At 54.6% G+C, this 20060-nt stretch carries 25 protein-coding genes and 1 riboswitch; of the genes, 22 read left to right on the top strand and 3 right to left on the bottom strand.

Annotated features, from left to right (window positions below; all coding sequences use genetic code 11):
- Positions 1-63: 63 nt before the first annotated feature.
- Complete coding sequence (gene asd / locus P0X86_RS27815) at positions 64-867, bottom strand: archaetidylserine decarboxylase (RefSeq protein ID WP_015737385.1); 804 nt, start codon at positions 865-867, stop codon at positions 64-66.
- Between the two features lie 165 nt (positions 868-1032).
- A riboswitch (TPP riboswitch) is annotated at positions 1033-1145 on the top strand.
- 91 nt (positions 1146-1236) lie between these two features.
- On the opposite strand from asd, the gene P0X86_RS27810 reads away from it, so the two are divergent.
- From P0X86_RS27810 to P0X86_RS27775, 8 genes are all read left to right on the top strand, one after another.
- Positions 1237-1866, top strand: a complete 630-nt coding sequence (locus P0X86_RS27810) for an ECF transporter S component (protein ID WP_277747019.1) — start codon at positions 1237-1239, stop codon at positions 1864-1866.
- On the top strand, positions 1859-3535 hold the full coding sequence (locus tag P0X86_RS27805) for an ABC transporter ATP-binding protein (RefSeq protein ID WP_277747018.1): 1677 nt from the start codon (positions 1859-1861) through the stop codon (positions 3533-3535). Before P0X86_RS27810 ends, P0X86_RS27805 begins: the two co-directional genes overlap by 8 nt.
- A complete protein-coding gene (locus P0X86_RS27800; RefSeq protein WP_096776616.1) occupies positions 3532-4338 on the top strand; it encodes an energy-coupling factor transporter transmembrane component T family protein in 807 nt (268 codons plus the stop codon). The genes P0X86_RS27805 and P0X86_RS27800 overlap by 4 nt, the downstream gene beginning before the upstream one ends.
- Positions 4339-4494: 156 nt before the next feature.
- Complete coding sequence (locus P0X86_RS27795) at positions 4495-5064, top strand: TetR/AcrR family transcriptional regulator (protein WP_277747017.1); 570 nt, start codon at positions 4495-4497, stop codon at positions 5062-5064.
- Between the two features lie 4 nt (positions 5065-5068).
- Entirely contained in the window at positions 5069-5428 is a 360-nt protein-coding gene (locus P0X86_RS27790; protein WP_145040710.1) for a DMT family transporter, read from the top strand.
- A 137-nt stretch (positions 5429-5565) separates the two neighbouring features.
- Positions 5566-6162, top strand: coding sequence for a LysE family translocator (locus P0X86_RS27785; RefSeq protein WP_145040708.1), 597 nt, complete (start codon positions 5566-5568; stop codon positions 6160-6162).
- Between the two features lie 6 nt (positions 6163-6168).
- Entirely contained in the window at positions 6169-6948 is a 780-nt protein-coding gene (locus P0X86_RS27780; protein WP_213579748.1) for an AraC family transcriptional regulator, read from the top strand.
- Between the two features lie 235 nt (positions 6949-7183).
- A complete protein-coding gene (locus P0X86_RS27775) occupies positions 7184-7921 on the top strand; it encodes a hypothetical protein (protein WP_213579747.1) in 738 nt (245 codons plus the stop codon).
- A gap of 188 nt (positions 7922-8109) precedes the next feature.
- On the opposite strand, the gene P0X86_RS27770 is transcribed toward P0X86_RS27775, so the two are convergent.
- Complete coding sequence (locus P0X86_RS27770) at positions 8110-8535, bottom strand: ImmA/IrrE family metallo-endopeptidase (protein WP_096776604.1); 426 nt, start codon at positions 8533-8535, stop codon at positions 8110-8112.
- 71 nt (positions 8536-8606) lie between these two features.
- Positions 8607-9026 carry a helix-turn-helix domain-containing protein gene (locus P0X86_RS27765; protein ID WP_213579746.1) on the bottom strand — a complete coding sequence of 140 codons (420 nt, stop codon included), beginning with the start codon at positions 9024-9026 and terminating at the stop codon, positions 8607-8609.
- A 298-nt stretch (positions 9027-9324) separates the two neighbouring features.
- Here P0X86_RS27765 and P0X86_RS27760 point away from each other — a divergent pair, with 298 nt between their 5' ends.
- The 14 genes from P0X86_RS27760 (at position 9325) to P0X86_RS27695 (ending at position 20059) form a co-directional block, all read left to right on the top strand.
- Positions 9325-9801, top strand: coding sequence for an ArpU family phage packaging/lysis transcriptional regulator (locus tag P0X86_RS27760; RefSeq protein ID WP_015737378.1), 477 nt, complete (start codon positions 9325-9327; stop codon positions 9799-9801).
- Positions 9802-10265: 464 nt separating this feature from the next.
- Positions 10266-11105 (top strand): hypothetical protein, encoded by an 840-nt coding sequence (locus P0X86_RS27755; protein ID WP_213579745.1) that lies wholly within the window; start codon positions 10266-10268, stop codon positions 11103-11105.
- Between the two features lie 10 nt (positions 11106-11115).
- On the top strand, positions 11116-11325 hold the full coding sequence (locus P0X86_RS27750) for a YqzN/YkzM domain-containing protein (RefSeq protein WP_192570616.1): 210 nt from the start codon (positions 11116-11118) through the stop codon (positions 11323-11325).
- A gap of 2 nt (positions 11326-11327) precedes the next feature.
- The gene (locus P0X86_RS27745) at positions 11328-12794 is read left to right on the top strand and encodes a phage tail sheath family protein (protein ID WP_213579744.1); all 1467 of its coding nucleotides are present in this window, start codon (positions 11328-11330) and stop codon (positions 12792-12794) included.
- Positions 12795-12902: 108 nt separating this feature from the next.
- Positions 12903-13310, top strand: coding sequence for a phage tail tube protein (locus P0X86_RS27740; protein WP_006212545.1), 408 nt, complete (start codon positions 12903-12905; stop codon positions 13308-13310).
- A gap of 136 nt (positions 13311-13446) precedes the next feature.
- A complete protein-coding gene (locus tag P0X86_RS27735) occupies positions 13447-13881 on the top strand; it encodes a phage tail assembly chaperone (RefSeq protein ID WP_277747016.1) in 435 nt (144 codons plus the stop codon).
- 23 nt (positions 13882-13904) lie between these two features.
- A complete protein-coding gene (locus P0X86_RS27730) occupies positions 13905-14039 on the top strand; it encodes a hypothetical protein (RefSeq protein ID WP_015737373.1) in 135 nt (44 codons plus the stop codon).
- 17 nt (positions 14040-14056) lie between these two features.
- A complete protein-coding gene (locus P0X86_RS27725; protein ID WP_277747015.1) occupies positions 14057-15829 on the top strand; it encodes a hypothetical protein in 1773 nt (590 codons plus the stop codon).
- Positions 15830-15894: 65 nt separating this feature from the next.
- Positions 15895-16539, top strand: coding sequence for a LysM peptidoglycan-binding domain-containing protein (locus tag P0X86_RS27720; RefSeq protein ID WP_277747014.1), 645 nt, complete (start codon positions 15895-15897; stop codon positions 16537-16539).
- On the top strand, positions 16536-17513 hold the full coding sequence (locus tag P0X86_RS27715; protein WP_277747013.1) for an XkdQ/YqbQ family protein: 978 nt from the start codon (positions 16536-16538) through the stop codon (positions 17511-17513). The genes P0X86_RS27720 and P0X86_RS27715 overlap by 4 nt, the downstream gene beginning before the upstream one ends.
- Positions 17506-17895, top strand: coding sequence for a hypothetical protein (locus P0X86_RS27710; protein ID WP_277747012.1), 390 nt, complete (start codon positions 17506-17508; stop codon positions 17893-17895). The genes P0X86_RS27715 and P0X86_RS27710 overlap by 8 nt, the downstream gene beginning before the upstream one ends.
- Complete coding sequence (locus tag P0X86_RS27705; RefSeq protein WP_277747011.1) at positions 17888-18346, top strand: DUF2634 domain-containing protein; 459 nt, start codon at positions 17888-17890, stop codon at positions 18344-18346. Before P0X86_RS27710 ends, P0X86_RS27705 begins: the two co-directional genes overlap by 8 nt.
- Positions 18346-19500 carry a baseplate J/gp47 family protein gene (locus P0X86_RS27700; protein WP_277747010.1) on the top strand — a complete coding sequence of 385 codons (1155 nt, stop codon included), beginning with the start codon at positions 18346-18348 and terminating at the stop codon, positions 19498-19500. The genes P0X86_RS27705 and P0X86_RS27700 overlap by 1 nt, the downstream gene beginning before the upstream one ends.
- Entirely contained in the window at positions 19493-20059 is a 567-nt protein-coding gene (locus P0X86_RS27695) for a YmfQ family protein (protein WP_277747009.1), read from the top strand. The genes P0X86_RS27700 and P0X86_RS27695 overlap by 8 nt, the downstream gene beginning before the upstream one ends.
- Position 20060 lies beyond the last annotated feature (1 nt).

Genomic DNA, 20060 nt, shown 5'->3' with positions numbered 1-20060 from the left:
TCCTTCATCCGTCGAATGTTTCATGGACTTAGCTTATAGCGCATGCTTGGAAGGCGAAAGGAATTACCCTTTTCGGGCTGTGGAAGGGTGCAGCAAACCGAGCAGTTCTCCCATCTTCACCTTGGAGCCCGGTTCCAAGTCACCGCGGGGTGTAAATGTGCCGTTCTCCGTCAAGAGCACGACGGTAGAGCCGAATTCAAAGTACGCAAGTTCGTCGCCAATGTCGTATTTCTTCACGCTCTCGTCGGCATAACGGATGCTGCTTACGTTCATGGCTCCGACCTTCACGACCGCAACTTCGCCGAATTCATGGGCAATATAGGTAATGAGGCGCTCGTTGCGGCTGAGCACGTTTCGGATATGGGTCATCGCAAAATCGTTCACGGGGTATACCCGGCCCTTCAAATGCTCGCTTTCCGCTTGAATGCCGGTTACCGGGGAATGTATGCGATGATAGTCGGTCGGGCTTAAATACAATACGAATGCATAACCGTTGATATAATTCTCCATTCTCGGTGACTTGGCGAGCAGCTCGCTCAGGGTATAATCCTGTCCCTTGACGCTGAGGATGGTGCCGGCGTTGACGGCGCACATCGCCGAAATCGTGGCATCGACGGGGCTTACCATGGCATCGGCGGTGTCGTCTATGGCGCGCAGGCCTATTTTTAACCGGCGGGAAAAGAATTCGTTCAACGAACGGTATTCGTGGATCTCCTTCTCCGCTTCATGCGCCGGGATTTGGTAGATTCGTATAAATGCAGGTATTAGATGACGGCTCAGCCGGCTGTGGGAACAATGCCCCATGATGCGGGACAGCCACTTGCGGGAGGACAGCTCGGTCATCAGACGCAGCAATTGTTTAGCCATGTCATTCTCCTTTGTGCATAGGTGTCGGCAATAAAACGTTGGTGGAAAAGCCAATCACTCTGATATTGACATAGAATGAGCCGGAAATCAATAAATAGCCATTTTTGAAAAAAGGTTCTTGCTAATTGGGGAACGAATGTGTATTTTAAGATTAACATGAAACCGAATAGGGAATACGGGGGCTTGAGTGAATCAGGCTGAGATTGCAGCTGCTATCCGCTGTTGACCGTTAATCTGAACTGGGTAATGCCAGCGTAGAGAATATCCGACCCTGCCTACATAGGGCCTATTTTTCCGTCTGCGCGTTTTTCCAGACGGTTTTTTGTTGTGTTTATACAAAAATAGCGGTGGAGAGGGGAATGTGTTGTTATGGGAACGTCAGTGCAGGAAAAATTGGGGGTACAGCCTAGAAAAGGGCTGCGTTTAAGCGATATTTTGGTGACGGTGCTGGTATCGCTGGTGCTTGGCGTCATTTATCATTTCTGGGGATCGGTTTACAATCTGCTGAAACCGCTGTTCTTCGAAGCGGATGAACTGTTATACGGCATGTGGTTCGCAGCGGCCACGCTCGCTTACCTGCTGATCCGCAAGCCGGGAGTGGCCATCATCGCGGAGGTGGCGGCGGCCCACGTGGAAGTGCTGTTCGGGAGCGGCTGGGGACTGACGCTGCTGCTGTACGGTCTCATTCAAGGGCTGGGCGCGGAATTGGTATTCGCGGCGTTCCGTTACCGGAGCACCTCGGCGTGGACGGTGGTGATTGCCGGGGCCGGCGCGGCGGTCGGCTCGATGGTGATGGACTTCTATTACAGTTATACCGATGATCTTCAGACCTGGATGTTCCTCGCCAAGTATGGCATGCGGATTCTCAGCGGCGCCGTCATTGCCGGCTTGCTCATGCTGCTGCTGGCCAAAGCGTTGGACCGTACGGGCGTCACATCCCTGCTGCGCCCTGCGTCCAAGAAGGATTATGAAGCACTGGATGATCCGCGTCATGTCTAAAACCGCCGCCCGCTTGGTTTCGTCTTCAACCGCGGAGGCGGTTACGGAGCAGGCCGTGCATGTGGAGGGATTGCGCCTGAAGTATCCGGGCGAGGAGCGTTTGATGTTTAAGGACTTGTCCTTCTCGGCTGCCCGCGGGGAAAAGGTGCTGCTGCTCGGTCCGAGCGGCTGCGGCAAATCCACGCTGCTTCAGGTGCTTAGCGGGATGATTCCCCGCGCCACGGAGGTGCCGATGAAATGCGAAGCCCAGCTGGTGCCTCGCTCTTGGGGATATGTATTCCAAGATCCGGATACCCAGTTCTGCATGCCGTACGTGGATGAAGAGCTGGCCTTCGTGCTGGAGAACCTCAGCGTTCCCCGCGACGAGATGAAGGAGCGAATGCAAGCCGTCCTGCATGAGGTTGGGCTTGACCTTCAGGAGCTGCATATGCCGATCAGTCATCTGTCGCAGGGGATGAAGCAGAGGCTTGCGCTGGCTTCGGCCCTTCTGCTGGAGCCGGAGGTGCTGTTCCTCGATGAGCCGTCCGCCCTGCTCGACCCGGAAGGCAGGGAGCAAATCTGGTCAGCGGTGAAGGCCGTATCGGAAGGGCGTACGCTGATTATCGTGGAGCACCGGATTGAAGAAATGGCCCAATACGTGGACCGCGTGGTGCTGTTCACCCCGGATGGCGCCATTCTGGGCGATGGTCCGCCGGCAGCGATATTCGCCGAGTATGCGCGCGAGCTTCAGGCGTATGGCATCTGGTATCCCGGCGTATGGGAGGATTATGCGGAGTCTCGGGCAGGACGGGAGCTGTTTGCTCCGGTAGACGCGCCAGGCGATGAGCTGGGAAGTCTCTTGCCTGAGGCAGACTCATCGTTTGCCCACCTTGGGGAGCCTGTCATTCGGTTAGATGATTTCCGGGGACTGCGATGGGAGAAACCGGTCGTCTCTCTTCCTTCGGCTGAGGTATATCCCGGAGATTTCATTGCGGTGATCGGGCCCAACGGCGCAGGCAAAAGCTCGTTGCTGCTCAGTTTGATGGGGCTCCTGCGCGCCGAAGGGACCTATGTGCTCTGCGGGGAGGAGGTCATCCAGGGCAAGCGCAGGAAAGTGCGGAAGAAGAGAGAGCGGCAGCTGCGCCAAATCGGATTCGTGTTTCAGAATCCGGAGCTTCAGTTTCTGACGGAACGTATCGGCGATGAGGTGATGTACTCGCTGCTGGTGGACCATATGCCGCCGGAAGAAGCGAAGGCACGGGCCGACCGCTGCCTGGAACGCTTTGGGCTGGACGGCATGGATAACAGGCACCCGTACCAGCTGTCGACAGGCCAGAAGCGCCGGCTGAGCGTTGCCACGGCCATGGCAAGGCAGCCGGCCGTCCTGCTCCTGGATGAACCGACCTTCGGACAGGATGCGCGGAACACGTTCGCGATTCTGGAGATGTGCGAACGGCTGCGCCGCGCCGGAACCGCCATTCTCATGGTGACCCATGAAATGGAGATCGCGCAGCGGGCGGCCACGCACATCTGGGAGATTCGGGAAGGGCGGTTGACGTCAAGTTTGCCTTCCCCGCGCTGGTGTAGCGGGACGGAATACGGACGGGAGACGGGCAAAGCGAATCATACCGATGCGTCGCGGGATACGCTGGCTGCATCCGGTCATCTCCATACGGGGGTGAACGCATGAATATATGGAATCCTGTGCGGATCACTTGGCTGCACCGGGCGAATCCGGTGGTGAAGCTGGGACTGATCTGTGCGCTGTTTTTTATGACGGTGCTGACCCATGATCTTGATTTCGTCATGTATCAGGCCTTTATCTTTATGATTTGCCTCGTGGTGCTCAGCGGGGTGAAGCCGTGGAAGATGCTGCTGTTTTTCATTCCGTTCCTGCTTGCCTTCATATCGTCCGCCTCTTCCATGATGCTGTTCGGTAAGGGGGAGACGATCTGGTGGGAATGGGGATTGTTCCGGGTATCGGAAGAAAGCTTCTATCGGGGACTGCATCTGGGCTTTAAGGGGATTGCCTTTGCGTCAGAAGGGCTGCTGCTCGTGACGACAACGTCCTCGGTGGATTTGTTCTACAGCCTGATGCAAAAGCTGAGGCTGGCGCCGAAGTATGCGTACAGCTTCATGGCCTCGATCCGGCTGTTGCCGATGGTCTGGGAGGAATATGTGATCCGCCGCCAGGCTTTGAAGGTACGGGGAGTCCGCCCGATTCGGGGAGTTCGCGGCATGGTGAACCGTGCAGGCATGTATGTGGTGCCGCTGCTGGCGCAAAGCATCCGCCGGGCACACCGGGTGGCTGCTGCGATGGAGGCGAAGCAATTTGACGGGGACCGGGCGAAGGCCCGAACGTATTATTACCCGTCACGATATTCCCGCTACGATCTTCTGGTCGTCGGTTTACTGGCAGCCGCCGCCTGCTGCGCCTATATGGCGGCCGGATATTTTCCTTGGTTCGGCATTGGCGACGTGCGGTTTGATTAAACCGTTGTTCTCCGGACAAGGGCCTGCTTACGGCTTGTAAGCAGGCTCTTTTTTTGTTGATAACTCCAGAGGGTCTGGATTTTATGCTGATTGAGGCGTTATAATACTAATGGTACCAATAAAGTATTTTCAGTACCAGAAAGAGGGTTTGGTCACTTGCGCGAGCGAATATTAAATGAAACGATCCGTTTGATTCAGCGGCAGGGGTTTACGTTTACGGTCAGTGATCTGGCCCGCGGCCTTGCGATTAGCAAACGGACGATATATGAGCATTTTTCATCCAAGGAAGAAATCGTTGAGCATATCATTGACGGAATGATTCGTCACATCCAGCTGCGCGAACGCGAAATTGCGGCGGACGAGACGCTTACCGTTCTGGAGAAAATCCATCAGATCCTGATCTGCCTGCCTCAGGAGACGGAGAAGATGGATTTGGGGATGCTGCCGGATCTGAAGCGGTCGCATTATCCGCAGTGGGAGAAGCTGGACACCTTTTTCCGGGAAGAATGGGACATTGTCACCGAGCTGATGGAGCAGGGCATGGCTGAAGGCAGCATCAAGCGGATTCATATGCCGCTGTTCATCGACCTGTACCTCGGGTCGCTCCATCAGATTTACGATTCGAGGGCGACGGTGAAGCATCAACTGCCGCTGGGGGAGCTGCTGCAGTCCGTCATGGATATTTTATTGTTCGGCATTGCCGCTGAGAAACGGAAGGGGTCTTGAGATTATGCATTGGGTCTATCTAAGTTTGGCTATTCTGTTCGAGGTGGCGGGCACGCTGAACATGAAGCTATCGGAAGGATTCAGCAAACCGCTGCCAAGCGTGCTGCTGGTCGTGTTCTATATTTGCAGCTTGAGCTTCCTGACATTGAGCCTGAAGCAGATTGAAATATCCGTGGCTTACGCGATCTGGTCGGGACTCGGGATCATGATCATTACGCTGATCGGTTACATGTTCTTTGCGGAGCAGATCAACGGGCTCAAGGTATTCTCGATTCTGCTGATCATCGCAGGCGTTGTGCTGCTCAATTTATCCGGCAGCGCGCATGCGCAGGAGCAACCGAAGATGCACCAGTCCGGTCATTAAGGACGGTATCATGAAATGATTTTCGCTTAAGGGCCGTACTCGTTACGGCTCTTGTTCTGCTGCAATAATGTACTATGCCCCGCTTCGCGTCCGGCTCTATAATGACAAAGGAAATTCCTTTGTTAGGAGCTATCATCATGAACCTGTCTTCGTTTTTTATTTACTGTTTTATCGTGGCTTTCTCGCCGGGACCGTCCAATATCGTCATTCTGTCTTCGGTCCAGAACTCCGGCATGAAGAAGACCTTACGCTACATCGCCGGTGCCTCTATCGCTTTTTTCTTATTAATCGCCGCTTCGGTCGTATTAGGCCAGCTGCTGTCCTCCGGCATGCCGATCATTCTGCCGATCATGCGGGTAGCCGGCTGCCTGTTCATGCTGTATCTTGCGTATCAAGTGTATAATATGGACGTATCCAAGTCCGGCGTTAACCAAACGGCTTCTTTTACGTCCGGATTTCTGATGCAGTTTATCAATCCGAAGGTGGTAATGTTCACGCTGACGGTCATTCCCAGCTACGTGATGCCGTATTATACGGCAGGCCCTGTCGTTTCGGCGTTTGTGGTCGCTGTATCGTTAATCGGGCTGTCCGCGTATATGACCTGGGCCGTGTGCGGTAGCCTTTTTCAAGGAATTATGCAAAAATATCGGAGGACGACCAACACGATCCTGGCTTTGTTTTTGCTGTATTCGGCCATCGTCGTATCCGGCATACCGGAGCTCATAAAGGGGTGAAGGAAGATGGAGCAGTTTATTTATAAAAAAGCGGTGGGCATTACCGCATTGTCCGCGAGCCTGACGGATTTCAAATACAAGAAGCATTACCACGAGGAGTATGCCCTCGGCGTTACGCTTCGCGGCATACAGAAGTACGTCCTTGACGGCAGCCAGCAGGCTTCTTACCAAAGCGGGGTCATGCTGTTCCATCCGGAGCAGAATCATGATGGCTGGTCCCAGGAACGAACGGGCATCGACTATGTGATGATCTATATTCATCCGGAGCTCTTTCTGGAATTGACTCAGAAACAGGATATCGTGCGGTTCCAATCTCCGATCGTATATCATGCGGGACTGCGGCAGAGCATTCTGGATGTGACGAGGTCGATCTTCACGGGTCAGCCGGAGGCTAAGAGCAGCGAGCTGCTGCTGGGCTTGGCGGGGCATTTTAACGAGGATATACTGAACCCGGACGGCAGGAAGGACAGCGTATTTACGCGGAAGGCGAAAGACATGATGCACGATCATCTGGAGCATGTCCTCCGTCTGGACGAATTGAGCGGGGAGTTCGGGATGTCGAAGTATCAGTTCATCCGAACCTTCAAAGCGAATACGGGGCTGTCGCCCTATCAGTATTATTTGAACTGCAAAGTGGAGCGCGCCAAGCATCTGATCGAGGACAGCCGGGATGTTTATCAAGCCGTGACCCAATGCGGCTTCACGGATCTTGCCCACTTGAACCGGCATTTCAAGAACGTGTACGGCACGACGGCGTTTGATTATATGTCCCATCTGGATAAATAGAGGCGGCAGGCTGAAGCTTCTGTTAGCTGTGATCATGCTTCCACCGCGACATTATTGCGGTTTTACGCATGCCGAACCGTCATTTCTGCCTTATCGAAGGGAAAGGTAAGCCGTTCGTTGAAACTGTGAGCAGGGAGCCTCAACCGGATTTTGAGATATGGCCAAGGGATGTTAATCTGTATGAGGAATCATTGGAAACTACTCAGGCTTTAGCCGGATGGAAGGAATCGTTCGAATGGAATATATCTATGAATCAGCCCAGCGCAGCTACGAGGATTTCGCGAGCGGCCGGGTGCTGTATAATGCGCAGGGAACAACGTCGTTTCCCGTCAGGCTGGCCAGCGAGATTGCCCAGCGGTGCTTTCATATATTAGAGGAAAAAGGCGTACAGGGGCCTTATACCTTATACGATCCCTGCTGCGGCGGGGCGTATCTGTTGACGGTGGTGGGCCTGCTGCACGGGCGGCGCATTCGCCGCGTGATCGGCTCGGACATTAACGCGGAGGTGCTCGGCATCGCCGGGAAGAACCTGTCGCTGCTCCGTGAAGAGGGGCTGGAACAACGCACCGAACAGCTGAAAGAGCTGTTGGCGCTCTATCATAAGCCATCCCATCAGGATGCGCTGGAAAGCGCTGACCGACTGCGGGAGCTGATAAGAATGTCCCGTTTGGAAGAAACGGTTTGTTTTCAAGCCGATATTACCCAGCCCCAACCGCAGGAAAGCCTGGCCTCCTGCAAGGGGACCCAGATCGTCATGACCGATCTCCCTTACGGGGACATGGTTAGCTGGAGCGGCGGAAGCCAGGCGCCGGTGGAGGATTTTTTTAACGGCATACATGCGATCCTGGATCCCGCCCGTTCGGTGGTTGCCGTCATATCCGACAAAGGCCAGAAATTAAAGCATGACCGGTTTAAAAGAATTCAACATCTGAAGATTGGCAAGCGGCAGGTTGCTATCTTTGAACCGTTATGAGCGCAGTTAAACGGACCCAATAATAGATGAAGTCTCTCTGCCTTCCTCACGGATAATTTCTTATCCAATGGAAGCATTGGCTTCCCCAGCAGCCCGCTTTTGGCGACAAGCCAAAGGCGGGTTCTTTTTTGCCCATCGGTGGTTGAATGAAAGTAAAGAATGGATGCTAATCAGGAACGTATGTTCGTTTAAAATCTAAAAAAATATAGCATTTCTTGCGGAATGCCGGCTCTCAGATAGAATTCGTGCAGGGACTCTCCGGGTCCGGGCGCGAGACCTGCGGTCAACAGGGCAATGGCAAAGCGGTTCGCTTGCCGCTCCAGCTTGCCCGGGCTGAAATAGGAATGCTCCTCCAGAAAAAAACGGCTGATTCCCTTATGAAGACGGTCATGCCCCAGCTCATGCGCGCATACGAAGCGCTGCCACGGCGGCGGCAGCTGATTGTGGATGACGATGAATCTCCGTCTTAGTTTACGGAAATACAGTCCTTTGGTCGTCTGGCCTAAATCCGCGAACCGAATATGTATGCCCAAGGAAGCCGCTATTTCAAAGGGGCAGTTGGTGTGATGTTTTTTGATCAGCTGACGGATTAAAGGTTGTAAATGATCATCCATGGCAGTTCACCTGCAATATTGGTTTTGGTTGAATCGTAAGAATCGTTATGTATCTCCTTATGCATGTGGATTTATTTCTTGCGTTTGTTCATCTGCTTGGCTTCCCAGAACAGTCCGGTCAAGACGTCCTTGATGCGCTGCTTGTCCTCCCCGCTCAGAGGGACCCCGTCAAACATGAGCTCGCCGTCATCCTCGAGCATTTTCTTGAAATCCCGTTTATCCCTGGAAGTTGCCCAAGCGGGAGCCGGTATCTCTTCGTGCTTGGCGGCATCCTGCTGCAGATAACCTGCTTTGTTCATCAGCTCTTCATAGGGAACCTCGAGCGCTTCCGCCATTTTGCGCAGTGTTTGCGGCTTGGGTACGCCCCGCAGCCCATTCTCGATCCGCGAGATCTGCGATCCGCTGATGTCGGCGGCCTGGGCCAACTGATTGATGCTCCAGCCTTTGTTCTCCCTCATCTCTTTCAAGTACGATCCAAATATGCGTTCCACGTTCCGGCCACTCCTCACCATAGTCCATCTGAAACATCTACATATAGTATAAACGCATTCCCATCCTTTGCCAACAGGTAAAAATAAAAGAGAGGATTATTGCCAAAAGGCAAGAAAATGAGAGGGATGTCCCATATTCCTCCATATAGTTCGTCCATTTGAAGGTTTACGCCGGTCTCCAAATAGTGGTATATTAATGAAAAATACGAACAATATGCGAACATAAGATGAAGAACCGACTTCTGCCAAATGGCAAATTGTAAGCTTGACCATGACAATAAAAGGGGAGTGTTTCCGAATGAATCCATTGTTACCGGAATTGGATCGCAGAAAGACCCAAAGCGCCGTTGAAGCGATATTCGAAAAATATCGCATCTATAAAACCATTACATTCGAAGTCAGGGAGATGAGCGTGACCGCATCCTACACGGAGAGGTTCCACGGACCGACCAACGTCACCTCGGACCAGACGGCAGCGGTTGCCATATATAATGTAGATATGCCGGCGGCCAGGAAGCAGTATTGCGAAACGATCGAATCGATCGTGGAACGGCTTGGCGAGCGGGAGCAAACCCTGATTCGGGAACGGTACATGAAACAGGACGACGTATTCGATTACAAAGTGTACAACCATATCCTCGAGCCGCCGGTCAGCAAGGATACGTATACGAAGATCCGCACCCGTGCTTTTTATAAATTGGCCTTGGCTTTGGCGGACAGAGGACTGCTGAAGCTGCAGGAATTAGAGAAAGCCGCCAAGAGCAAAATGAGCTGACAAGCGCGAGCATGGATCATCACATCAAGCAAAACCGGAGGACCTCCATTATGGACGTCCTCCGGTTTTTTTTATTTCTAATTTAGAAGGCAGCATTTCACGGGAAAAACAAGTTAAGACTGGGAAATCAATTATAAACACGAACATAGATTCGTACTATTTTCCGGCGACATTCCGCTTAAAGTTCAGCATGAACCGTCCCATAAGGCGTCAGCGCATCCGATTTAGGGGTGTAAGATTGTATTATCGGAAATGAAGCAAAACAGAGCGTACCGAACACGCACACAGTCGATGTGAGCCGGCCTTGAGAAGGACCGGTTTTTTGCTGCGGTTGATGCCTGGAGCGTCTCATTTCCGATTCTTTATACGAAAAGAAAGGAGGGGGTCATATTGCACAGGCATGTGATCGTCGTGAGCAGCTGGCTGTCCTATGGCCGACCGGAGAGCGTCCGGCAAACCGCGGAATGAGAGGGGCGGTCAAACAGGCCGTTGCATTCCTCATTCCGGAGCTTGACGGCCATGTATATGACGTGCATCCGCCGGACGGGGTAAGCGAACTGCTGTATGCCGTGATCACGCTCGGCGAGGACGTCTGGAAATCCTCATGGGCCGGGTACCGGCAGGTGGTGCGATTGAAGCTGCATGGGGATCGTTCCGATCTGCCGCAATTGGATCGATGGGCGGATCTACTCATTCAGGGACTTCACCGCAAGCGGGTTGCCGGAGCCGACGGAAATGCATTCAAGCTTCATTATTTGGGTGTTCCGGAGGCCGACAAGCTTGATCCTGTTTCAGGCAGCATGATCCGGGTCTTGCGATTCGGGATCTATATGCCGCAGGCATCCGGGGCAGGCTCCGTCGGTCAGCCGGATGAATGGCTGGATACGCTGACAGCCTGGACAGGAGATATGCTGGGTGGTCCTTGGCGCATCTACCATACGGCATGGCCTGCGGGGCGGGAGGATCACGCCGTATTATGGCGGATGACCGGCTGCGAGACCCGAATGGCGGGAGCTTCGATGTTCGAGGTCCGCAAAACCTTTATCGGGCATATCGCCTCCCTGGATTCCGCGGACGAGCAGCTCACGGCTGCAAGGCTGGTGGAGGAGCTTGGCACCCAGGTCCAGCTGGTTCTGGACTTACAGGAACGCCGTTATTTATCCGTTGCGGAAATTTCCTCCGATATGCAGGCCGATCCCATTCTGGACGGTCAGATTAAGCTGACCCTGGCCCAGCGGAAGAACCGTTCGCCGGAGGAAGCCGCCTTGATCAGGCGCGTTAACATTCATCCTATCTTAAAGTGAGGTGGCCAATATGGCTGTGAAAAAAACACTCAAATCCGAAGCTCCCGGGAGCAGCGCTCCCCGATATGCCTTGGCGGAACTTGAAGCACACGCCCATGAACTGTTCCAGGTTCGGGCGGAAGTGCTTGCGGGTGCCATGTATGGGGCAGATGGAGAGCAGTTCACGGTAACCGAGGTCAAAGAAAGAATCCAACAATTCATGAAAGCGAAGGTGGTCTAATCATGGCAGGTGGAACATGGGAAAGCACGAATAAACCGGTACTGCCGGGTTTGTATATGAATTTCAAGGCAGCAGCCGCGTCGGCTGTTCAGGGCGGCAGTCGCGGTACGGTCGTCGTGCCGGTCAAAGCCAATTGGGGACCGGTGCGGGAGTTCGTGGAGATCGGAAGCGAGTTCGCGATTTCCGAACTGTATTCCGCGGATAGCCAGAATGGCGCTACCGCTTACGAGACGCTTTATCTGGCCTTGCTCGGCGGTCCGAAAAAGCTGCTGGCTTATCGTTTGGTGGACAATACGGCGGCAGCGGCTAGCGTGACGCTTCAAAATGCGGAAGCTACGCCTTCGGACGTGCTGAAGCTTGAGGCCAAATACCCGGGCAGCCGTGGCAACGGCTTCTCCGTAACGGTGCAGCCGTCGCTGATCGACCCGGCCGCACGCGAGCTTCGCCTCTATGAAGGCGCCAAGCTGCTTGGCACCTTTTCCAGCCAGGACGGATCCGCTGCATCGATGGCGGCTCAGATCAATGAAGATGCCGAGAACCTCTGGGTGACGGCAACCGCATTGGAAGCGTCCGGCGTTCCCGCTGACGTGAACGGAGCCGCGCTGTCTGGAGGCAAGAGCGGCAACGGCGGCCTAACGAATGCGGATTATATCGAGATGTTGGATGCGGTCGAAGGCCAGGAATTTAACGTACTGGCCCTGGATTATGCTGCGGATATGGCTCTGCTGCAGAGCTTTGCGGCCTGGGTAAAGCGTCTCCGTCAAGAAGGACGCGGCGTGATGGCCGTATTCGGCGGAAGCGCGGCGGACGACATCTCCAAGGATGCAGCCAAGCTGGCCGCAGACCGGTCGCTTGCATTGAACCATGAAGGGATCATCAATGTGGGTACGGGCGTGCGTCTGTCCGGCGTGAACTACAGTTCCGCGCAGACGGCTGCTTACGTGGCCGGGCTTATTGCCGGTCAGCGCTTGAACCAATCCGCTACATACGCGGTAACGCCATTCGAGGACGTGACACGCCGCTGGACGCGCTCCGAGCAGGAGCAGGCCGTACGCAATGGCGTATTCGTCCTGTTCTACGACGGTCGTCAGGTGAAGGCGCTGCGCGGCATCAACACGCTGGTGAATCCGGCGGAAGGCCAAAACAATGCCTGGAAAAAAATCCGTTCCATCCGCGTAATGGATGCGATCCATGCCGATTTGCAGCTGGCCGCGGAACAGACCTACATCGGCAAGGTGAACAACACCGAGGAAGGCCGACTCGCGCTGATCGGCGCCGTGAAGGAATATCTCGCTTCGTTGTCGCTGAGCAATGTCATCGAGCCGGACGGTTATGACGTCATTCTCGATCCGGCCTACTACGGCGATTCCGCCGTGAACGCGCCGGAGCCGGACCAGGTCTTCCTGCAGTGGAACGTGAAACTGACCGACGTGATGGAGCAGCTGTTCGGCACGTTTTACGTGCAATAACGAGAAGAGCGATCAGTACATTTAAGATGAGAACCGGACTGTCTTCTGTGGATGCATGTCCATAAACGTTTTTCTTATAAACTTATCGAAATCGAGGAGGAACTTAATATGTTGGATGCTTCAAGAGTCATTATGGGGACATACGGCCAGGCATATATTGACGGGGTCTGGCAGACGCACATTAATAAGCTGGAAGCCAGCGTGGAATTGGAGAAGCGCGAGCTGAAGCTGGTCGGCAACGACTGGACGGTGCACAAAAACGGCAGCAAAAAAGGAACCGGCACGATGACTGGTTACAAGGTTACTTCCGATATGATCTCCCGCGGCTTCACCAAATTCGATATCATCTCCAAGCTGGACGATCCCGAATCCTACGGCCATGAGCGCGTTCGCCTGATCCGCTGCATGCCGGATAAAATCCAGCTGGCCAACTGGACGGCGGGCGAGGAAGTGCAGGAGGAAACCTCGTTTACCTTTGAGGGGTACGAGCTGTTGGATCCGATTCAGGGGGATTAAAAGGTTTCTTATTATCAAGGTCAAGTGCGGCGTAAAGCATGGGTTCGCCCGGTAAGGAATGCCTGATTCGGGCGAGCGTCGCCCGCTGCAATAGGAAGATGAAATCTATTATTTTATGAGCAAAGGAGATATACGCATGAGCTTGCACGAGAACATGAGCGAAGAGCAAATTTTAGACAGTCTGTTTGAAGCAGCCGAGAAGCTTCCGGAGGAAACGGTACGGATTAAGCGCCTGAATATGCAGATGGTGCTGCAAGGGTTGACTTCAAGCAAGGTGGACAGCATCCGCGAGCGCTGCACGGTTCGCCGTACGGTAAAGGGCGCGGTGGATGAAAAGGTGGATACCGAAACCTTTAATGCGCTGCTCATCTCCGAAGCGACGAGCAGTCTGTCGGTGAAGGGCTTGACGCTTAGCGGCTGGGGCGATCCGCGGATTACGAGCCGCTTGAAGCTGTCGGGCGGTGAGCAGGCGGTCCGCCGCATGCTGCTGGCCGGAGAGCTGGATGCCGTAGGCGATAAAGTGCTGGAGCTGTCCGGCTTCGGAGTTGAGATTGCTGACCTAAAAAACTGATCGGCTCCGGGGGAATGACGACGATGCTGTATCATCTGTGGGTCCGGCATCACCTTCGTCCCGGAGATTTTTGGCGGCTCCCGCGAGGCGAGCGCCTGCTGCTGCTCGCTTTCTCCCAGGAGGAGATCGAGGGCATGGCCGGTCAGAGTTTGAAGTGAACAGGAGGTGAAACGAAATGGCTGAAGCCATGAACTACCGCATGAATCTGGTCATCGATCCGAAAAACGTGATCAAGGCCAACCGCGAGCTGCGGGCGATGGAACGTTATTTTGAGCGGATCCAGGGACGCGTCATGCGAATCGGACGAACCCGCATGGCGCCTGAAATCGTGCTGAAGGACAGCGCCTCGAAGGGGCTGGACAACCTGCTCGCCAAAATGCAGCGGGTGAAGTCGCAAGTCATCCAAGCCTCGGCGAATGTGAAGCTGAATGTGCAGAAGCAGATTGATACGAATCTAAACCTGAGCGTGCAGAAGCAGATCGAGGCGAGTGTTCAGGTGGATTTGCGGGCGGCAGGGCTTGATTTTTCTCCGATGATCGCTGCGCTGAATGCGAATACGATTGCGGTGGATAAGCTTACGGATGCGCTTGGATCGCTTCAGCTTGGAGGCGGCGGGAGCGGTAAAAAATCGGGATGGGATACTGCTCTAGGCATTTTAGGCGGTGTTATCACCGTAGGCGCCACCATGAAAAATGGGGGCCAACTATATGGAAAAGGAACAAAGATGCGCGAAGCATGGGGTAAAGATAAACCGGGCCCTGAACCTGCCCCCAGGACGGCGCCTAGGCCCAATGGGGTCAGAAGGGGAGGCGGCCGTGGATCCAACTCCAATCAAAGCACGACGGCTGCTCCCAAGTCGGAACCAGCCAATAAGCCTCTAACGAAGTGGGGCAAGGCGTTTAACAAAGCGGAAACAGCGGGAGATTTTATAGAAACTTTAGGCAACACGGGGAAGGGAGCTGTGCAATTACTCAAGGATGCCGTGGGTATCACAAAAGGAATGTTTGGCGGCGGCGCTTCCAGCGGCATCGTATCCGGAGGCGCGGCGAGCGTTGCCAAGACGGGTGCAGGATCAGATGCAGTAAAACAGGCAGCTGACGGTAGCACTGGAGCAAATGCAGTGAAAAATGCCGGCAAAAGCGGCCTAGGCTCCGGCTTAATGAAGGGGCTTGGCAAACGCGCCCTTGGCCCATTAAGTTATATAGCCGATGCGACCGCAATCGCTACCGCTAAGCCTGGGAAGGAACGAAACCAAGCGATAGGCTCTACCGTCGGCGGCGGCATCGGAAGCACGATCGGCGGCCTCGTCGGCTCCGTGATCCCGGTTGCAGGCACGATGATCGGCTCAACGCTCGGCGGCACCGTAGGAAGCTTTATTGGCGAGAAGGTGGGCGGCGCCATTACCGGTATCGGTGATAAATTCAACGAGGCTAAGGAGACGGTGTCGAAATGGTTCTCCAAAACGTTTTCCTTCGGGAAAAAAGACAAGGAAGCTGCTCAACCGAAGGAACCCCCTTCGAGTGCCGCTGCCCTTCCGGCTCCCATCATCCCGAAACCAGCGCCGACTGATTTCAGCAAGCCGCTGCTGCCGAATCCAACATTGAACCCGACATACGGCCCGTATATGCCGCCTACCCATGCTACAAGCATGAGTACTTTAGGTCCACCCGTGAGTGCAGCGCAAAACCAAGCTTTTGCAGGGAAGCCGACGTCTCCGCAATCCGTTCAGATCAGCCCGGAGCAGATGAGCACGATATCCGGCCTGCTGATGGATTTCAAAACGGAGACAACCGTGAATTACAATCTACCTTCAGGCGCGGTGCAGGTAACGGTGCATGAGGAGCACCCGATCGATGTAGAAGGATTGATCCTTCTGATCGGGCAGCGGCTGAGAGCCGAATTCAGCAAAGCAGCCCAGAACCGGAAGCCGACTCCGATGGCCTATTGAAGATGATGGTTAACGGCATTATGAAGTCGGTCCGAAGGCATCCATACAGAAAGGAGGGGCCCAAGGTGGAGTTTATTTTGAAGAACGGCAAAGGCATGACATTCCGATTCCCGGTTAATCCGGAAGAGGTAACCATTTCAAGGCAAAAGGGACTGGAAACGGCCACGATTCTCAACTATGGAGAGTTTGATTTTCCGCAAGGGAATCGGATTAAAGAGATATCGTTCTCTTCCTTTTTCCCGCAAGAGTATGATGCAGCTTTTTGTAAAGGCCATGAGAGAGATCATATTAAACCGCAAACCGCGATGAATAAACTAAACGAGTTTCTGGCATATAAAACGCCGCTGCAATTTGTCATTACCAAGACGGCGGTGAATGTGCCGGTGTACGTCGCTTCCCACCAGTCCACGTTCCGGGGCGGGGAGGTTGGAGACGTATATTTTGACATCACGCTCCGGACATGGAGCGACATGAAGGTGGCCAAAACGGCAGGCGGCAGCGGGGCAGCAGGAACCAATAAAAAGCCCCGGGCCGACATGAAGGACAAGAACAAGACGTATATCGTGAAGGCAGGAGACTCCCTTTCCAAAATCGCCAAGCTGGAGCTCGGGGACAGCTCGAAATGGAACCAGATCTACAAGCTGAACCAGAAGACGATCGGCAAAGACCCGAACGCCATCAAACCCGGCCAGAAGCTGGTGCTGTCATGAGTTACAAAGTGATTTTGCAGGATCAATACGATCTGTCTCCGTTGGTGGAAGCTATCAACCTGCGGGATTCGCTTGAACAAGTCGCTTACCAGGGAACCGTCAATCTGGTCGTCACGCCGGATATGCCGCCGATTTCGCCGGGAATGGCGATCCGGATCAGCGGAATTCCATACGGTAAAAAAGATTATGTCCCCCTGCTGCACCCGGCTGTCGTGTGGGAAGTGGAAACCTCCAACAATGGGGTGAAGCGAATGACCCTCACGCTGTACGATCGGACGGTATACCTCGACAAGTCGGAGGATGAATATCTGTTTCCGGCGAAGCAGACCGCCACCCAGCGGTTCAAAAAGTATGCGGCGGACTGGAACCTGAAAATAGCCGTTTTGCCCGATACCGAGAAGCAGCTGGGGCGTTCCGTTTATCGGACGCAGTCGATTTATGCCAGCATGTTCGCTGATTTGCGGGAGACGGCCAAAGCCGGCGGCAAGCTGTATCATCCGCGGATGATCTCTTCAGGTCTTGAGCTGTATGAGTTGGGAACGAACAAAGAAGTCTACATCTTGGAGGCTATCACGGATACCACGCAATCGCGGACTTTGGAGGGCGCGGCGACCAAGGTCAAGGTGCTGGCGACAGCCGCCAGCGAGACCGGGCAAGAGGTTCCTTCCAAGGTAATGGCCATCGAGGAGAAGGATATCGCCAAATACGGCCAACTCCAAGCGATTATTCAGGATGATGAAGTGAAGTCGCCTGCGGCTGCCCGCCAGCTGGCCCGAAGCAAACTGAGGGGGATTCGGGAGACGATCTCCCTGAATGCACCTGATGTCAATACGATCCGTGCCGGAGATGCGGTCATGCTGGGCTCGATGAAGCTGCTCGTGATTTCCGTCAGCCGGGAGCTGGGAAACCCCGGGAGCATGATGCTGGAGCTGGGGAGTTATGACGATGTAAAAAGGAGGTTTTACCTTGAATAAAGACCCCTATGGACAATTGGCGTCCTCCCTATATGCCTCATTGAACAAGCAAACCCGTCAAGCCATGGGCGGCGTAGGGGCCGTGCTCGGCACGATAACCTCGACGGGACTTAAGCTGGATGATTTCAAGCATGAGCTGCAGGACTATATGGTGGCGGAGCTGCCAGGAATGCTGTCCTTGCCCCGTTATACGGCTGCTGGTACCGCCACTTTGGGAGGACAGCCGCAGGAAATGTCATTTGATGTGGAAGAAAATGAAGTCGAAGATACCCTTTTTGAGCTGGGAAAAGGCTTGAAACCGGGGGACCGCGTGCTGGCCGTTCGGGTCAACAGCGGCAATGACGTGGTGGTTGTATGCAAGGTGGTGAGCAGCGGTGGCTAATTTGTTTCCCGAAAACGAGGACATGGTTTGGACGGATGCGACGGATCCGGAGGTACTGGAGGGTGAAGGAGCTGTTTTTGGACGAAGCTGGCGGTATGATTTTGAAGCCGGCGAGTTCGTGATGACTCCCACCCGGAAGATTCCGGTTGCGGACGACAAGGAAGCTTGGGTCATCTGGTGCGAAAAAGCGATCCGTACGCCGCGATACCGCCATTTGATCTATACGCGCGATTACGGCAGCGAGCTGGAGGAACTGGTCGGCAAAGGCTACGACCGATCTCTGCAAGAGAGCGAAATTCAGCGCATGGTAACCGAGACGCTGCTGGCGGACGCACGGACGGAGAGCGTGGATCAATTTGTTTTTGAATGGGAAGGAGATGCCTGCCGCTTCAGCTGCCGCATTACGAGCGTCCGGGATGAGACGGAAATCATAGAAAGCGTGGTGATCTGATGGCAGATTTGCCGTTATATTTGTTGGATCAGACGGAAGAGAACATTATGAACCGCATGCTGAACAAAGTGCCCTCGGACATCGACAAGTCGGAGGGCTCTTTTATTTGGGATGCGCAGGCGCCGGTTGCGTTTATGCTGTCTGAGGCTGCCTTGTGGGCGCAGGAGCTGCTGCGTCGGGGCTTTGCGAGCACCGTGGCAAGCGATCATCCCGATATCCGGTCTGCCGAACTCGATCTAAGGACGGCAGAGCATGGGATTACCCGGCGTGAAGCGGTCGCATCGTCCGGCATCGTTGTGTTTACGGGGAAGCCGGGGACGACCGTGCCTGCCGGAACCTATGTCGCTACGCCAGCCGATGAGGGCTCCGGGGAATCCTCCGTGGAGTATGTGACCACGTCAGGCGTAACGCTGAATGACATGGGTATCGGCACGGCGACAATCCGCGCGGTTACACCAGGCAGCAGCGGGAATGTTCCCGCAGATGTCATTCAGCTCATGATGACGTCGGTCAGCGGCGTAACATCGGTTACCAACCCGGAACCCACGCGGAGCGGGACGGATACCGAAAGCGATCAGTCGCTCCTGGAGCGCTTTTACGCGAAAGTCCGCAGTCAGGGAACGAGCGGCAACAAAGCGCAGTACATGCAGTGGGCCAATGAGATTGCGGGCGTTGGCGGCGTGGAAGTGGCGCCGTTGTGGAAAGGGCCCGGCACCGTTGGGCTGTATCTTCTGGATACGGACAAGCGTGCGGCAAGCCCGGATATCGTGGATGCCGTTCAGCAGCATATTGACCCGTCGCAGGATGGACAGGGAGAAGGCGTAGCCCCGGCGGGTCCCGTTATTACCGTGATGCCAGCGGCGGAGGTTCCGATTGATATCTCCGTCAAAGTGCAGCGTACGCAGGAGCAGCCTTCGACGATGGACGAAATTCGGAAGCTGATCGAGGACGGCGTTCGGACGTATTTACAGCAGATTGCTTTTAACAGGAAAGATCCGTTGGTAAGATACACTCGTATTGCCGCCGTACTGCTGGATATTCCGATTATCGTCGACTACTCGGATTTGACGATTAATGGCCATACCGAGCAGCAAAACATCGAAATTGGCTCCGGTCAGGTCGCGGTGCTGGGGACGGTGAGCGTAAGTGAATAATGTCCGAATGAACAGCTTGCGCGGTCGGGAGCTGTTTTCATATCTTCCGGCTTATTACGAGACCTCTCGCGTCATGCAATTCGATATGGATGCCAAGGGCAGCGAACTGGATGCACTCTACCAGGCGCTGAACTCAGCCGCAGACCAGTTCTTTGTCCGAACAGCAACCTGGGGTCTGGAACGCTGGGAGATGGAGCTTGGCATTCCCACCGACCGGAACAAGCCGACCGAGCAGCGGCGGGCGGTGCTGGAGTCCAAGCTGCGCGGAGCGGGAACCTTCTCCGGAGCACTCGTGAAAAATGTGGCGGAGGCTTACGACGGCGGCACGGTCGAGGTATCTTTTCAGCCCGAGGAATGGGGCTTCACGGTTAAATTCGTGGATACGCTCGGCATCCCGCCGAATCTGGAGGACTTGAAGTCAGCGATCGAGGAGATCAAGCCGGCGCATCTGGCGGTGGCGTATGCGTTCAACTACTTGCTCATACGCGATATTCATGAAGTGATGACTTTGGGCGAGCTGGGGCAGACGCCGTTAAACAAATTTGCAGGAGGTGTTTGAG

The organism is Paenibacillus sp. BR1-192 (assembly GCF_029542445.1).
Classification (GTDB): Bacteria; Bacillota; Bacilli; order Paenibacillales; family Paenibacillaceae; genus Paenibacillus_AQ; species Paenibacillus_AQ lautus_A.
Note: the sequence above shows the minus strand (reverse complement) of the source record. Positions and strands in the feature narration are given on the sequence as shown.

Excerpts from the sequence above, each read along its gene's own strand:
- asd (WP_015737385.1), bottom strand. The coding sequence starts at position 867 with ATGGCTAAACAATTGCTGCGTCTGATGACCGAGCTGTCCTCCCGCAAG.
- P0X86_RS27810 (WP_277747019.1), top strand. The coding sequence starts at position 1,237 with ATGGGAACGTCAGTGCAGGAAAAATTGGGGGTACAGCCTAGAAAAGGG.
- P0X86_RS27805 (WP_277747018.1), top strand. The coding sequence starts at position 1,859 with ATGTCTAAAACCGCCGCCCGCTTGGTTTCGTCTTCAACCGCGGAGGCG.
- P0X86_RS27800 (WP_096776616.1), top strand. The coding sequence starts at position 3,532 with ATGAATATATGGAATCCTGTGCGGATCACTTGGCTGCACCGGGCGAAT.
- P0X86_RS27790 (WP_145040710.1), top strand. The coding sequence starts at position 5,069 with ATGCATTGGGTCTATCTAAGTTTGGCTATTCTGTTCGAGGTGGCGGGC.
- P0X86_RS27785 (WP_145040708.1), top strand. The coding sequence starts at position 5,566 with ATGAACCTGTCTTCGTTTTTTATTTACTGTTTTATCGTGGCTTTCTCG.
- P0X86_RS27780 (WP_213579748.1), top strand. The coding sequence starts at position 6,169 with ATGGAGCAGTTTATTTATAAAAAAGCGGTGGGCATTACCGCATTGTCC.
- P0X86_RS27775 (WP_213579747.1), top strand. The coding sequence starts at position 7,184 with ATGGAATATATCTATGAATCAGCCCAGCGCAGCTACGAGGATTTCGCG.
- P0X86_RS27770 (WP_096776604.1), bottom strand. The coding sequence starts at position 8,535 with ATGGATGATCATTTACAACCTTTAATCCGTCAGCTGATCAAAAAACAT.
- P0X86_RS27760 (WP_015737378.1), top strand. The coding sequence starts at position 9,325 with ATGAATCCATTGTTACCGGAATTGGATCGCAGAAAGACCCAAAGCGCC.
- P0X86_RS27755 (WP_213579745.1), top strand. The coding sequence starts at position 10,266 with ATGAGAGGGGCGGTCAAACAGGCCGTTGCATTCCTCATTCCGGAGCTT.
- P0X86_RS27750 (WP_192570616.1), top strand. The coding sequence starts at position 11,116 with ATGGCTGTGAAAAAAACACTCAAATCCGAAGCTCCCGGGAGCAGCGCT.
- P0X86_RS27745 (WP_213579744.1), top strand. The coding sequence starts at position 11,328 with ATGGCAGGTGGAACATGGGAAAGCACGAATAAACCGGTACTGCCGGGT.
- P0X86_RS27740 (WP_006212545.1), top strand. The coding sequence starts at position 12,903 with ATGTTGGATGCTTCAAGAGTCATTATGGGGACATACGGCCAGGCATAT.
- P0X86_RS27735 (WP_277747016.1), top strand. The coding sequence starts at position 13,447 with ATGAGCTTGCACGAGAACATGAGCGAAGAGCAAATTTTAGACAGTCTG.
- P0X86_RS27730 (WP_015737373.1), top strand. The coding sequence starts at position 13,905 with ATGCTGTATCATCTGTGGGTCCGGCATCACCTTCGTCCCGGAGATTTT.
- P0X86_RS27725 (WP_277747015.1), top strand. The coding sequence starts at position 14,057 with ATGGCTGAAGCCATGAACTACCGCATGAATCTGGTCATCGATCCGAAA.
- P0X86_RS27715 (WP_277747013.1), top strand. The coding sequence starts at position 16,536 with ATGAGTTACAAAGTGATTTTGCAGGATCAATACGATCTGTCTCCGTTG.
- P0X86_RS27700 (WP_277747010.1), top strand. The coding sequence starts at position 18,346 with ATGGCAGATTTGCCGTTATATTTGTTGGATCAGACGGAAGAGAACATT.